This is a genomic window from Pseudalkalibacillus sp. R45, from assembly GCF_052246725.1.
Lineage (GTDB): Bacteria > Bacillota > Bacilli > Bacillales > Fictibacillaceae > Pseudalkalibacillus.
This window is the reverse complement of the sequence record NZ_JBQQCL010000005.1, coordinates 142179-156057: the sequence shown is the minus strand read 5'-3', so window position 1 is coordinate 156057 and position 13879 is coordinate 142179. Positions and strand designations below refer to the sequence as shown.

The following is a 13879-nucleotide window of genomic DNA, read 5'->3' as shown; positions in this document are numbered from 1 at the left end:
GTCGGTGAGACTATGTAATGAAAGGAGAAGACTTCCATGGAAATCGGTATAATACTGTTTCGGACCCTTTTCATATATTTTATCATCATCATCGTGTTCAGATTTATGGGGAAGCGGGAAATCGGTCAATTATCGATTGTAGATTTTGTTGTGTCGATCATGATTGCAGAAATGGCAGTCATATCGATTGAAAGTCCTGAAAAACCGATGATGCAATCGTTGGTCGGTATCGGTGTTCTACTGATCCTACAGGTGTTTTTTGCCTATGTCTCTTTAAAGAGCGAAAAAATGAGACATATTATTGACGGTAAGCCTTCGGTCATCATTGATCGAGGTCAAATAGATGAAACCCAAATGAAAAAACAACGATATAACTTCGACGATTTATTGATTCAATTACGTGAGAATGGAGTAAATAAAATCTCGGATGTCGAGTTTGCGATCCTTGAACCGACAGGCAGACTTTCTGTGATTAAAAAGGAAGAGGAGCAAAATGAGGATGACCCTGGGAGTAATCTCTTTCCCTTGCCATTGGTTTTGGACGGAAAAATCCAGGAACAGCATCTGAAACGGTTGGGTAAAACCGAGTTGTGGTTACGACAGGAATTGAAGAAGCTGGGCTTTCGAGACCTGAAAAAGATATCTTTTTGTTCTTTAGAGTCAGATGGAATCTTCTTCATCGATCTGACAGAAGACGATTAAATCAACCCACTAAAAAGTGCGGGTTGATTTTTTTATTGGCTTTGTTTCATATAAAGAAAGTATAAATACTTTCTCCAATATAAGGGGCAACTAAGGCCTAGCATGCGCTAAGGCTTGGCTTTACAAGTTTTTCTTTATTAAGTTTGGAAATATAGATAGGCGCTTTCCGAATGTATTCGCAAGATCTCACCGTACAATCTTTTTCAAGAATGGGATGTACTGGACGTCTTCTTTCTTAATTAATTTTAGACCAATGACCAGGAGCAAATACAATAGCAGCGTAAACCCGATAGAAAACAATGTCCGAGGGAGGAGTTGCAGCTCCACTATATGATGGAAGCCTGTAACTGCTACTGCAGTCATTGCGATTGCCAGGATGCCTTTTAAATAATCTTTGACGACGATCGTGTAACTGATTGCTTTTACGATCGTGGCAAAATGGAGCATAGTGACGAGTACGACATTGATGACGATTGCAAGGGCTACTCCCATGATCCCGAGATCTGGTCTTGAAGCGAGCAAAAAGATGGCGATGATTTTGACGATAGCCCCGATGATACTGTTGATCATTGCTGCCTTAGCCAGATCAAGAGCCTGCAGCACAGCTTGAAGAGGTCCCTGGAAATAGAGGAAGAAGAAAAATGGCGCCATCAATTTTACATAAACCGCAACTTCCGGTGTGTTATACATCAAATCCATTAAAGGTGCTGCCAGGACATAGGTGATGACCACCGAGACCCCTCCGGAAAGCATGGAAATCCTAAGAGCTTGATTCAGCCTGTATTCCACGACATGATGCTTTTTTTGTGCAGCTGCTTCACTGATGGCTGGTACGAGTGAGACCGATAAAGAGTAGGTTATGAACATTGGAAGCGTCAAGAAAGGAATGACATAACCTGCTAAGGACCCATATTGTTGAGTTGCAATAACAGTCGTGACACCCGCTAGATAAAGGCTTCTAGCAACAACGATCGGTTCGAAAAAATATGAAACCGATCCGACCAATTGACTGGCTGTGGTCGGTAATGATATTCGCATCAATTGATTGAACGTTTCTTTTCCTTTTGTCACATAATTGAAAAATCCTCTTCGAATTCTGATACGTTTTTGGAGTTTGAACGCCGAAAACATATAAAGGAGGGATGCAAGTTCACCGATTACAACTGAAATCATCGCTCCTGCAGCCGCATATTCAACACCATAAGGAAGAAGTGCACTTGTCAACACTGCTACAAGTGTAATACGTACAACTTGCTCGATTACCTGGGAATAGGCAGAGGGCTTCATGTTCTGTCTCCCCTGGAAGTATCCCCGTATAACTGAAGACAGTGCAACAATCGGAACGACTGGCGCAATCGCAATGAGCGGGTAATAAGTTCTGTGGTCAGTTAATAATGTTCGTGATAAAATAGGTGCAAGTGCAATCAGTGCGATTGTAAAAATAATACTTAGAATTCCTGTTATTGTTAACGAAACGACAAGGATTTGTTTGATTTTTCTCGGATTGTTTTGGGCGTCTGCCTCTGCTACCAATTTGGAGATCGCTACAGGAAGACCTAGACGCGTCAATGCAATCGTAAGTAATAAGGTCGGGACAGCCATCATATATAATCCTACACCTTCAGGACCCATGATCCGGGCAATGACGATTCGATTGATGAACCCTAACACTTTTGTGATCAATCCAGCAACAATCAAAATCATTGTGCCTTGTATGAACGTTTGTTTTGACATGAATTCGCCCCTGCCTTCTTTTATTGCATACTTTGTACATGACGGTTTTTGTGGAGAGATACGTGCTTTCTTTTTCATGTATATGCAGAAAAGTGGGCCAAGCATGACAAGTATAAATTTTTGAGGTGTAGACATTGAAAGAAGATATTAAGCAGTTCCTGGTAGAAAATCTCAGTTTTCTACCGAATGAATTAATCATTGTAATTGTTTCTGCAATGCCGATTTTAGAATTACGTGGAGGGATCCCGCTTGCATATGGTTTTGGATATGATTTTTGGCCGGCAGTAGGCCTTGCGATTCTTGGCAATTTACTGCCGATTATTCCGTTGTTGATCCTGTTTCGGCCATTGAGTACATTTCTAATGCGGTATCGCTGGTATAAGCGTTTTTATGACTGGTTATATGAACGTACTTTAAAGAACAGTAAAAACGTTGAGCGGTTCGGTGCAATCGGCTTGATCTTGTTTACAGCCGTACCACTTCCTACAACGGGTGCCTACAGTGCCTGTGTAGCGGCGGCATTATTCAACATCCGTTTCCATTATGCTTTCCTTGCTATAGTAACAGGCGTTTTAATTGCTGGCTTCGGGGTGGGAATCGCGATGTATTCAATTTTCTAAAAAGTAGATTGTTGAACGTACCATTTCTTTAAAAGGAGGAAGATGATCCATGTGTGAAGCAAGTAGTGAAACGATGGTGCTTGAAGATTGGTTTCCCAAAGTACTGCCTGCATTGGTCAGTAAAAAGGAAGAAATGCACTTCATGGGGTATGAGAGTGTGACAGAAGAAGAAATCTGGAAATGCATCCTCTCACGTGCAAAAAAGACGAAAGATGAAGAATGGATGATCCACCAAGTCGTCAATAAAATACTAACCCTATCGACAAATGATTTCATGAATTGGTTAACTGTACAAGCGGTTACTGATGATAACTGGTACGAATTAGACACGCTGAAGGAAAATTGACACACAATTCATCCGATGGATATAATAGGATGTATTGTCATTACATAACATAAGGACGGACATCCAGAATTGACGGCATAAGGGGAGGAACTTACATATGGTAAAAAGAGGACGGATCGTCGCCTTTTTCTTGCTTATCATTCTGATAGCTGGAACACTCGGGGGGACGACAAAGGACATCGTCCAGGACATTAAACTCGGTCTTGACCTGCAAGGTGGATTCGAGGTTCTGTATGATGTTGAACCTACAAATGAAGGTCAAAAGGTAGATAAGGAATTATTGAATAATACAGTTAGTGCCCTCAATGAAAGGGTAAACGTACTCGGTGTCTCTGAGCCTAATATCCAGATTGAAGGCGAACGAATCAGGGTCCAGCTAGCTGGGGTCGATGATCAAAATAAAGCACGTGAACTATTATCTACACAAGCGGAGTTAACCTTCCGAGACGTGGATGATAAAGTCATGTTGAATGGCTCAGATCTTAAGGAAGGCGGAGCAAAGGTAGAGTTTGCTCAACAGTCGAATCAGCCAATCGTAGCGTTAGGACTAAAAGACGGGGATAAATTCGGACAAGTTACTAGGGAAATCATGCAGAAGGGACCGCCGGACAATCGCCTTGCAATTTGGCTTGATTTTGAAGAGGGGAAGGATTCCTTCAAGGAAGAAGTGAAAAAAGAAGGAAACGCTCCTGGTGAACCGAAGTATATCTCAGCTCCACAGGTAACGAACGTCATCAATTCAAAACAAGCAACCATTACAGGAATAGACTCGGTTGATGAAGCACAGAATTTGGTGGATCTTTTGAACGCTGGATCCCTTCCAGTGAAATTGAAAGAGGTCTATTCGACTTCAGTAGGTGCTAAGTTTGGACAGGATTCCCTTGATAAAACGGTTACCGCTGGATTAATCGGGATTGCGTTCATCTTCTTGTTCATGATCTTTTATTATCGTGTTCCTGGAATCATCGCAGTTGTCACTTTAACAACATACATTTATCTAATCCTGCTCATTTTCGAGTGGATGGAAGGTGTGTTGACACTCCCAGGGATTGCAGCTCTAATTCTAGGGGTTGGTATGGCAGTCGATGCCAACATCATCACCTATGAACGGATCAAAGAAGAGCTTCGTGCAGGGAAGTCGGTCATGTCTGCTTTTAAAGCAGGAAATAAACGCTCTTTATCGACGATTCTTGATGCGAACATCACGACTATACTTGCTGCAACGGTCTTGTTCATATTCGGTACTAGTGCAGTTAAAGGATTCGCCCTTGTATTGATCATAAGTATTTTGACCAGCTTTTTGACAGCTGTGTATGGATCAAGGTTATTACTCGGATTATGGGTGAACAGCCGAATCCTGAACAAGAAGTTTGGGTTGTTCGGTGTCAAAAAAGATCAAATCAGTGATTTGGATGATACGGATCGCCTTGATATCTCCAAGAACAAGTTCAAAAACATCGACTTCGTAAAACATCGCAAGAAGTTTTTCACATTGTCTAGTGTACTAATCGGCCTCGGACTCTTGTCGCTAGTAATATTCCAATTGAACTTGGGTATCGATTTTGAGAGTGGGAGCCGTGTTGAAATCACCGCTGATGAAAAACTTGACCAGGCAACAGTTGAAGATGAACTTGAATCTTTAGGTATGGAAGCAGAAGAAGTCATCATTTCTGGTGAAAACCAAAACATTGCCGTTGCTCGTTATGTAGGGGTTCTCGACCAAAAAGAAATCGCTGAGTTGAAATCCTTCTATGATGAAAAATACGGAAGTGAGCCGAATGTAAGCACCGTCGATCCTACTGTAGGACGCGAGCTTGCAAAGAATGCCTTGTATGCTATTGCGATCGCATCAATCGGAATCATCATCTATGTAACGATCCGTTTCGAGTGGTTGATGGCCCTGTCATCCATTATCGCTTTGTTACATGATGCGTTCTTCATCATAGCTTTATTCAGTCTGTTACGGCTTGAGGTGGACCTGCCATTCATAGCAGCTGTACTGACGATTGTCGGGTACTCGATCAATGATACAATCGTCACGTTTGATAGGATCAGAGAAAACATGAAGTATGGCAAAGTGAAGACATTCGATGATTTGTCAAGGATCGTAAATGTCAGTCTTGTCCAAACCTTCGGACGTTCGATCAATACAGTACTAAGTACGGTCTTTGCAGCTTTAGCACTGATGATCTTTGGTAGCCCTGCAATTACGAACTTCTCATTTGCATTGCTGATCGGATTGGTGGCAGGTACGTATTCTTCTCTCTTCATCGCAGCGCAGATATGGTTGGTCTTGAAAGGAAAACAACTACAAAAAAAACGTGTAAAACCTGCTCAATCAGCAGATTAATTGGATAAAAGGTTGACCCATCGCCGGTCAACCTTTTCTTACTTTTAGGCTGTTATCGTAAACGTTGTTGCTCTTGCACTTAAAGAAAGTATAAAATACTTTCTTCAGTATAAGGGCAACTAAGGCTCGACCTACAAAAGGCTTGGTCTCGCTAAGTTTTCTTTAAAAGTCGTTGATTTCCGCTCCAGGATGCTCGCTTTCCGCGGGGCGTGCGGTGAGCTCAATCGTCGCCTTACGACCTCAGGAGTCTCCTTATCAAGGAAGCATTTGTGCTCCTGCGTCTACAGGAAAGTCCTGTCGAAGCGAGCTTCCTCGTCGCATGCCTTGCGAGGAGATTATTCAGGTAGTAGGCACGCTGATCCCGCAGGACAAGGAAAGCTTCGGCAGCGTTACATCGCACGAAGAAAATGCGATTTTCATTTTCGAGGAGTCTCGCACCTTGCTCTCCAATCCACTTGCACAAGGTGAGTTTTTAAAAAGGACTCAAAAGCAACAATCTTTTAGAAAAGAGTCTACTCTTAAGTTCTGTTATTGATTTCAAGTGAAATTCGCCACACTTCTTCGGGAAAAGCGAGCCAAGCGGGACCAAGAAGCCATGATTTAAATTAACGGACACCAGAGCCGTTATTTGTGAACAGAGCAGCTGATTTCCAATGATATTTGCGAAATAAGGTCCCTGGTGTCCGCTAAATTTGAGGAATTCCAATATTTTGGTCAAATAAGGTCCCCTGTGTCCATTAATGGGTGCGTCCAACATGGTTTCAGCGAGGATAGAGTGCGAAAGTAAGTAATAGCAGGAAGTGATGTCCAGCTCAGCGACCAGTCACTGGGATCACTTCAATTTCCTGCGGTGGTCGACACATTGATCGACAACTTGTGTGTAAAACCGGGTCGCTTCCGCTTTTCGTTTGTCCGCGCGGAAAGGGAGTGAATTTCGTAGAAACAAACAATGAAAACGAACAGAGTCTAATGATTAAAAACAAAGACTGTAGCGTAAGTTATTATGGAGATTGTTAGTTTGGAGTGGTTTTGTTGGATAACCAGAACGAAGAACGGTTCAAACAAGGGGAATTCGCAGCATGGGTAGGCATCATTGGAAATCTCGTACTTGCTATTATTAAAGGCGTGGTCGGGTTCATTTCAAACAGCCGGGCTTTGATTGCTGATGCTGTACATTCCGCTTCTGATGTGGCTGGCTCATTTGCAGTATTGTTAGGCTTAAGGGCTGCAAAGCTTCCTCCTGACCGAGATCATCCCTATGGTCATGGAAAGGCAGAATCAATTGCTGCGATCATCGTGGCAGTACTTTTATTCATTGTTGGACTTGAGATTGGTTATTCATCCGTAGAGTCATTCTTTCATCCGATAGAAGCGCCAAAGATCTGGGCTGTTTATGCTGTCGTTTTCTCCATCATTGCAAAAGAGCTGATGTTTCAATATAAGTACCGTTTGGGTAAAAGAATTAAAAGTGATGCGGTTATAACAAACGCATATGAGCATCGATCCGATGTCTATTCCTCAATAGCAGCACTGATTGGTATAGGTGCGGCTGTCATTGGTGGAAAGCTAGGAATTGATTGGCTTAAGTATGCGGATCCAATTGCAGGATTAGCTGTCTCCCTACTTGTTTTAAGGATTTCATGGAAGCTAGGAGCAGAGTCCATCCATAATACGATGGATCATGTTCTTCATGAGGAAGACACAGTGGAAATGAAAGAAATCGTTGAAAGCGTTGAAGGTGTCATAAACCTTGATGAGTTCTTTGCCAGGGAACATGGCTATTATGTCATCATTGATATAAAAATTGCGGTGGATCCAGAGATTTCTGTCCAACGCGGCCATGACATTGGAAAAGAAGTGAAGAGGCGGTTAATTGAACAATCGTTGGTGCGAGACGTTTTTGTTCACATTAATCCTTACAACGAAGAGAAGGATGGTGAGTAAATTTGAGAAGAGAATGGAGCTTCATCATCGGGTTGCTGTTTGCAATCATTATCGCTGTTTTCGCTGTCATTAATGTAGAGACAGTTGAAGTGGATTATTTATTCGGAACGGCACAATGGCCACTTGTTCTTGTCATACTAGGCTCAACAATGTTAGGAGCACTTGCTGTTGGTGTTGCAGGTTCAGCCAGGTTCTTCTCTATGAAAAAAGAATTACGGGCATTACGTAAAGAGACTCGCCAGTTGAAAGGCAATCCTAAAAGTTCAATCGAAAATGCTGAAAATGATCATGTGTCAAATAAGAATACTACAAATTCAACAAATGCTGCCGATCGCTCTACTTCATAATGTAAATTACAATTTGCCACCTCTTGAAACACTCTTGTATAATGAGTGAGTTAAGAGGTGGTTTTATGTTGAATTCGAGGACACGATGGAGTGTCACGGAAGTAGACCAATCAAAAAGGGATGAATTAGTGAACGTCCTAGGTCTATCACCGCTCGTAGCGGGTTTGCTGGTTAATAGAGGTAAGAAAGAAATAGATGAAGTTACGAAATTTTTACATACTGAAAATGTTGATTTCCATGACCCTTTCCTGCTGGATGGAATGGATTCTGCTGTCGGTCGAATCAAAAAAGCGATCGAAGGAGAAGAGAAAATCTTGATATTTGGGGATTATGACGCTGATGGAGTCAGCAGTACCTCAGTCATGATCTATACATTACGTGAACTTGGTGCAGATTTCGACTATTATATCCCCAATCGGTTCACAGAAGGCTATGGTCCGAATGAAGCTGCATTCAGATGGGCGAAAGAGCAAGGATATTCGGTAATTGTGACAGTAGATACAGGTATTTCAGCGATCCATGAAGCTGAGGTTGCAAAGGAAATAGGACTTGATCTCATCATAACGGATCATCATGAACCCCAGCCAGAGCTTCCTGATGCCTTTGCGACGATCAATCCGAAGAAACCAGGATGTCCATATCCATTCAAAGGATTGGCAGGGGTCGGTGTTGCGATCAAAGTTTCCCATGCCCTTCTAGGTGAAACGCCAACACATTTGCTTGATATTGCTTGTATCGGGACAATAGCCGATCTTGTCCCCCTCGTGGATGAAAATCGGCTGCTTGTCAAAATCGGGATCAAGAAGCTTGAAACATCTCCCAAGCCAGGGCTGCAGGCTTTATTGAAGGTTTGTGGATTAGAAGGTAAGCAACTTACATCCGAACACATTGGTTTCGGCGTTGGTCCACGAGTCAATGCAGCTGGCCGCTTGGACTCTGCTGATCCTGCTGTTGACCTGTTCACGACTTCCGATATTGAACAAGCCGAAATGATCGCTAAGGAAATCGATGCAATGAATAAGGAAAGACAAAGTCTTGTCAATGGTATTACTAAAGAAGCAGTCGAAATCGTTGAAACCCAATATCCACCTGAAGATAATTCGGTTCTGGTCATCGCAAAAGAAGGTTGGAACCCTGGTGTGATTGGCATCGTTGCTTCTCGTATTGTGGAGAAATTTTATCGGCCCACTATCATATTGAGTATTGATCCGGAAAAAGGGGTTGCAAAAGGATCGGCACGAAGTATCGTCGGCTTTGATATGTTTGAAAATCTATCAGAATGCCGTGATATTCTACCACACTTTGGTGGACATCCTATGGCAGCAGGGATGACACTTCAGCTGGAATACCTAAACGAGTTGCGGGAACGCTTGGATCGACAGGCGAAAGAACAGCTTACAGAAGAAGATTTTTCACCGATAACACCGATCGACCTTCAATGTTCAGTGGATGAGATTTCCATTGATGTTATCGAAGAACTGGAAGCATTAGAGCCGTTTGGTGTGGAAAATCCTAAACCGAAGTTCCTCATCAATCAATGTCAACTTAAAGAAATTCGTAGAATAGGCAGTGATTCAAAGCACTTGAAGCTAGCACTCAAAGGAAATCATATAAATCTGGATGTGATTGGGTTTAATTTCGGGAATGTTTTCGAGGAAATAACGCCGAATGCTTCGATTTCAGTTGTAGGTGAACTTTCAATCAATGAATGGAATGGCTTCCGTAAGCCGCAATTGATGCTTCAGGATATTGCGGTCAAAGAAAAGCAGCTATTCGATTATCGTGGGATAAAGAATCTTACGAATCGATTGAAAATGCTTGACCGTACCAAGATCCAGCTTCTTTCTTTTAAAGATAGCACGATAGAATCATTGCGTTTAGATGATTGGAAGGATCATATTGTCCGAATTTCCGAGAGTATTACTCTTGAAAACGTTGAACTGAATGGAAAATATCTCATCATTCTCGATCTGCCTTCAAATAAAGAACAATTGGATCAATTGATGTCCCTTGGTTCTTCAGCAGAACGCATCTATACCGTTTTTCATAATGAGGAGGATCATTATTTCAATCCGATCCCGACAAGAGAATCTTTCAAATGGTATTATGCCTTTTTAAAGAAACAAGGGAGATTCGACTATAAAAAGCGTGCAAAGGAATTAGCAGCCCATAAAGGCTGGACGATAGAGTCTGTCTATTTTATGTCAGAGGTGTTTTTTGAACTCGAATTTGTTACAATAGACAATGGTGTTATTACAGTATCAGACCAACCTATGAAACGACCGCTTACAGATTCGATGACGTATAGGAGAAAACAAGAGCAGGCAAGTCTGGAGAACGACTTATGTTACTCCTCCTATCGGGATTTAAAGCGATGGTTTTTTGAAAAGGAAAAAGATGTTGTTCGATTTGAGGAGGCTTACTAGAAAGATGGATTATAAACAATATATTGAAGTTGTAGAAGATTTCCCGCAGCAGGGCATCCGTTTTAAAGATATCACGACCCTGATGCAAGAAGGTGAAATCTATAAAAAAGCGATGGACGATATCGTTACATATGCAAAAGAAAAGCAGATCGATGTTGTCGTAGGACCTGAGGCACGTGGATTCATTGTCGGATGTCCCGTTGCCTATGCAATGGAAGTCGGTTTCGTACCGATTCGTAAAGAAGGAAAACTCCCACGTGAAGTGGTAAAAGTAGACTACGGTAAAGAATATGGAAAAGATGTATTGACCATTCATAAGGATGCGATCCAACCTGGCCAACGTGTTTTGATTACGGATGATCTCCTTGCAACTGGCGGAACGATCGAAGCGACGATCCAGTTGGTGGAAAAGCTAGGAGGAAAAGTCGTTGGAATCGCATTCATGATTGAACTGACATATCTGAACGGTCGGGATAAATTGGACGGGTATGACATTTTTACACTGATGCAATATTAAGATGAAGAATATGGAACGGGCTCGTTATCGGGCTCGTTTTTTGTACATTTTTTTGTAAAAGCTCTTTTCTTAAAGATTGTTTCTTTTGGGTCATTTTTAAAAACTCACCTTGTGCAAGTTGATTGGAGAGCAAGGTGCGAGACTCCTCGAAAATGAAAATCGCATTTTCTTCGTGCGATGTAACGCTGCCGAAGCTTTCCTTGTCCTAGCGGGGCAGGTGAGACCATCCAATGTCGCAAGGCGACGAGGGGGCTCACCGTACGCCCCGCGGAAAGCGAGCACCTGAAGCGGAAATCAACGACTTTTAAAGAAAACTTGGCGAGACCAAGCCTTTTGTAGGTCGAGCCTTAGTTGCCCTTATACTGAAGAAAGTATTTTATACTTTCTTTAAGTGCAAGAGCAACAAAGTTTGCGAAAACAGCCTTTGTAAATAAACTAAAAATCGTGCAACTATTGTGCTTGATTGAGCACTTGGCACGATTTTACTGCGAAAATCGCCTCATTTAATTTTTTGCATACTCGAAGAAAGCGCCAACTTGTGACAGGGGATTTCACACTGACACAAGAGAAAGGCGAGGTGTGATAAAAACAGATGGAGACGGATAGAAGAAATTGACATAAGAAATGATTCGACAAATTTCTCTTTTCGCTTTACAGGAAGTTAAATTTTAACGATAATAGAATTTATATACCAATCAACATATGATAGGTGATTGCATGGCCATACAAGATGTAATGAACAAAGCGGCAACTTATTTGCCGAAAGAAGATATAGATTTTCTACAAAGGGCGTACGAATTTGCCAGAGATGCCCATGAAGGGCAATTTCGCAAATCGGGTGACCCTTATATTGATCATCCTGTTGAAGTAGCAGACATCCTCGTCAATCTTGAAATGGATGCACCTACGATTGCAGCAGGGTTTCTTCATGATGTCGTCGAAGATACGGACGTCACATTGGATGAACTGACTGAAGCTTTTACTGAAGAAGTCACCATGTTGGTCGATGGAGTCACTAAGCTGAAGAAAATCAAATTCAAATCAAAAGAAGAACAACAAGCAGAGAATCACCGCAAGATGTTTGTGGCGATGGCGCAGGATATCCGTTGTATCCTCATCAAACTTGCTGATCGTCTTCATAATATGCGCACGCTTAAACATATGCCCAAAGAAAAACAAATTCAAAAGGCGAATGAAACGCTTGAAATATTCGCACCGCTGGCTCACCGGCTTGGTATATCTACAATTAAATGGGAGCTTGAAGATGTTGCCTTACGTTATTTGAATCCGCAGCAATATTATCGAATTGTAAACTTGATGAAACAGAAGCGGAACGAACGTGAGCAGTATGTACAAGAAGTCATTGATGATATCCAATCAAAATTGAGTGAAGTGAATATAGAAGCAGATATATGGGGAAGACCGAAGCATATTTACAGCATTTATCGTAAAATGACGAAACAGAATAAGCAGTTCAACGAAATCTATGACTTACTTGCTGTGCGTGTCATTGTCGATAGCATCCGTGATTGTTATGCCGTCCTTGGCATCATCCATACGTGCTGGAAACCGATGCCTGGACGATTCAAGGACTATATAGCCATGCCTAAAGCAAATATGTACCAATCTTTGCATACGACGGTGATCGGTCCTAAAGGTGATCCTTTGGAAGTGCAGATCCGGACCGAGGAAATGCACCGTGTCGCAGAATACGGGATTGCTGCGCACTGGGCTTATAAAGAAGGAATGAACAATAGAAACAACACTTTTGAAGAAAAGTTGACATGGTTCCGAGAAATACTTGAATGGCAGAATGATGCGACAGATGCAGAAGAATTCATGGAATCTCTGAAAGTCGATCTATTTTCTGATATGGTATTCGTCTTCACGCCTAAAGGAGATGTCATAGAACTTCCATCTGGATCGGTCCCACTTGATTTCGCTTTTAGAATCCATACCGAGATTGGAAATAAATGTATCGGCGCAAAAATCAATGGAAAGATGGTTCCGCTAGATTATAAGTTGAAAACAGGTGATATCGTTGAAGTGTTAACCTCCAAACATTCTTATGGTCCAAGTCAGGACTGGCTGAAGTTGACACAAAGTTCCCATGCGAAAAACAAGATCCGTCAATGGTTTAAGAAGGAAAAAAGAGATGAAAACGTAGCTAAAGGAAAAGAATTGGTCGAAAAAGAGGTCAAAAACGATGGCTACGAATTGAAAGATGTCCTTACCCAAGAAAATCTGAACAGAGTAGCGCAGAAATACAATTTTTCTAATATTGAAGATATGTATGCCGCAGTCGGATATAGCGGAATCACTGCTTCACAGATTGCGACACGTCTTGCAGACAAAGTCAGGAAGAAGAGAGATCAAGAGACCGAAAGTCTTCTTCAATCAATCAATGAAACGAAGAGTCCGCAACCTAGGAAAAAAACAGAAATTGGAGTCCAGGTAAAAGGAATCGACAACCTGTTGATCAGGCTTTCCAAGTGCTGCAACCCCGTCCCAGGTGATGACATTGTCGGTTATATCACAAAAGGCCGCGGTGTTTCGATCCATCGGAAGGATTGTCCGAACATCCGGATTGAAGAAGATGAGAGCCGATTCTTACCGGTTGAATGGGAAGGAAGCACGAACCAATCGAAAAATTATAGTGTGGATATCGAGATCAATGGCTTCGATAGAAGAGGTTTATTGAACGAAGTCCTTCAAGCAGTTGCTGAAACGAAAACAAACATCAGTGCAGTTTCCGGACGTTCCGATAAAAATAAGATGGCGACCATCAATATGACGATTTCTATTCATAATGTAAGTCATCTTCAGAAAGTGGTCGAGCGGATCAAACGTATTCCAGACGTGTATGCCGTCCGCAGAGTCATGCAGTAGGAGG

At 42.1% G+C, this 13879-nt stretch carries 12 protein-coding genes; 10 read left to right on the top strand and 2 right to left on the bottom strand.

Features of this window, described 5'->3' with window-relative positions:
* Positions 1-36 precede the first annotated feature (36 nt).
* Positions 37-702 (top strand): DUF421 domain-containing protein, encoded by a 666-nt coding sequence (locus ACTWQL_RS11505; protein WP_443142584.1) that lies wholly within the window; start codon positions 37-39, stop codon positions 700-702.
* A 186-nt stretch (positions 703-888) separates the two neighbouring features.
* Here ACTWQL_RS11505 and spoVB read toward each other — a convergent pair whose 3' ends face one another.
* Positions 889-2436 (bottom strand): stage V sporulation protein B, encoded by a 1548-nt coding sequence (gene spoVB, locus ACTWQL_RS11500; protein ID WP_443142583.1) that lies wholly within the window; start codon positions 2434-2436, stop codon positions 889-891.
* A gap of 134 nt (positions 2437-2570) precedes the next feature.
* Here spoVB and ACTWQL_RS11495 point away from each other — a divergent pair, with 134 nt between their 5' ends.
* The 8 genes from ACTWQL_RS11495 (at position 2571) to ACTWQL_RS11460 (ending at position 10986) form a co-directional block, all read left to right on the top strand.
* Positions 2571-3056 (top strand): COG2426 family protein, encoded by a 486-nt coding sequence (locus ACTWQL_RS11495; RefSeq protein ID WP_443142582.1) that lies wholly within the window; start codon positions 2571-2573, stop codon positions 3054-3056.
* 49 nt (positions 3057-3105) lie between these two features.
* Positions 3106-3402, top strand: coding sequence for a post-transcriptional regulator (locus tag ACTWQL_RS11490; RefSeq protein ID WP_443142581.1), 297 nt, complete (start codon positions 3106-3108; stop codon positions 3400-3402).
* A gap of 97 nt (positions 3403-3499) precedes the next feature.
* Positions 3500-5752: a protein translocase subunit SecDF gene (gene secDF / locus ACTWQL_RS11485; protein WP_443142580.1), complete on the top strand. Its 2253-nt coding sequence runs from the start codon at positions 3500-3502 to the stop codon at positions 5750-5752.
* Positions 5753-6071: 319 nt separating this feature from the next.
* Positions 6072-6287, top strand: coding sequence for a hypothetical protein (locus ACTWQL_RS11480; RefSeq protein ID WP_443142579.1), 216 nt, complete (start codon positions 6072-6074; stop codon positions 6285-6287).
* A 497-nt stretch (positions 6288-6784) separates the two neighbouring features.
* Positions 6785-7696: a cation diffusion facilitator family transporter gene (locus ACTWQL_RS11475; protein WP_443142578.1), complete on the top strand. Its 912-nt coding sequence runs from the start codon at positions 6785-6787 to the stop codon at positions 7694-7696.
* Positions 7697-7698: 2 nt separating this feature from the next.
* Positions 7699-8043 carry a LapA family protein gene (locus ACTWQL_RS11470; RefSeq protein ID WP_443142577.1) on the top strand — a complete coding sequence of 115 codons (345 nt, stop codon included), beginning with the start codon at positions 7699-7701 and terminating at the stop codon, positions 8041-8043.
* 41 nt (positions 8044-8084) lie between these two features.
* Entirely contained in the window at positions 8085-10469 is a 2385-nt protein-coding gene (gene recJ / locus ACTWQL_RS11465; protein WP_443142576.1) for a single-stranded-DNA-specific exonuclease RecJ, read from the top strand.
* A 4-nt stretch (positions 10470-10473) separates the two neighbouring features.
* Positions 10474-10986, top strand: a complete 513-nt coding sequence (locus ACTWQL_RS11460) for an adenine phosphoribosyltransferase (RefSeq protein ID WP_443142575.1) — start codon at positions 10474-10476, stop codon at positions 10984-10986.
* A gap of 104 nt (positions 10987-11090) precedes the next feature.
* Here the strand turns inward: ACTWQL_RS11460 and ACTWQL_RS11455 are convergent, their stop codons facing one another.
* Entirely contained in the window at positions 11091-11213 is a 123-nt protein-coding gene (locus ACTWQL_RS11455) for a hypothetical protein (RefSeq protein ID WP_443142574.1), read from the bottom strand.
* A 490-nt stretch (positions 11214-11703) separates the two neighbouring features.
* Here ACTWQL_RS11455 and ACTWQL_RS11450 point away from each other — a divergent pair, with 490 nt between their 5' ends.
* A complete protein-coding gene (locus ACTWQL_RS11450) occupies positions 11704-13875 on the top strand; it encodes a RelA/SpoT family protein (protein WP_443142573.1) in 2172 nt (723 codons plus the stop codon).
* The last annotated feature ends 4 nt before the right edge of the window (positions 13876-13879 follow it).

Bases quoted from the DNA above. Each gene is read 5' to 3' on its own strand.
- ACTWQL_RS11505 (WP_443142584.1), top strand. From the start codon at position 37: ATGGAAATCGGTATAATACTGTTTCGGACCCTTTTCATATATTTTATC.
- spoVB (WP_443142583.1), bottom strand. From the start codon at position 2,436: ATGTCAAAACAAACGTTCATACAAGGCACAATGATTTTGATTGTTGCT.
- ACTWQL_RS11490 (WP_443142581.1), top strand. From the start codon at position 3,106: ATGTGTGAAGCAAGTAGTGAAACGATGGTGCTTGAAGATTGGTTTCCC.
- secDF (WP_443142580.1), top strand. From the start codon at position 3,500: ATGGTAAAAAGAGGACGGATCGTCGCCTTTTTCTTGCTTATCATTCTG.
- ACTWQL_RS11480 (WP_443142579.1), top strand. From the start codon at position 6,072: ATGCCTTGCGAGGAGATTATTCAGGTAGTAGGCACGCTGATCCCGCAG.
- recJ (WP_443142576.1), top strand. From the start codon at position 8,085: ATGAGTGAGTTAAGAGGTGGTTTTATGTTGAATTCGAGGACACGATGG.
- ACTWQL_RS11460 (WP_443142575.1), top strand. From the start codon at position 10,474: ATGGATTATAAACAATATATTGAAGTTGTAGAAGATTTCCCGCAGCAG.
- ACTWQL_RS11455 (WP_443142574.1), bottom strand. From the start codon at position 11,213: ATGGTCTCACCTGCCCCGCTAGGACAAGGAAAGCTTCGGCAGCGTTAC.
- ACTWQL_RS11450 (WP_443142573.1), top strand. From the start codon at position 11,704: ATGGCCATACAAGATGTAATGAACAAAGCGGCAACTTATTTGCCGAAA.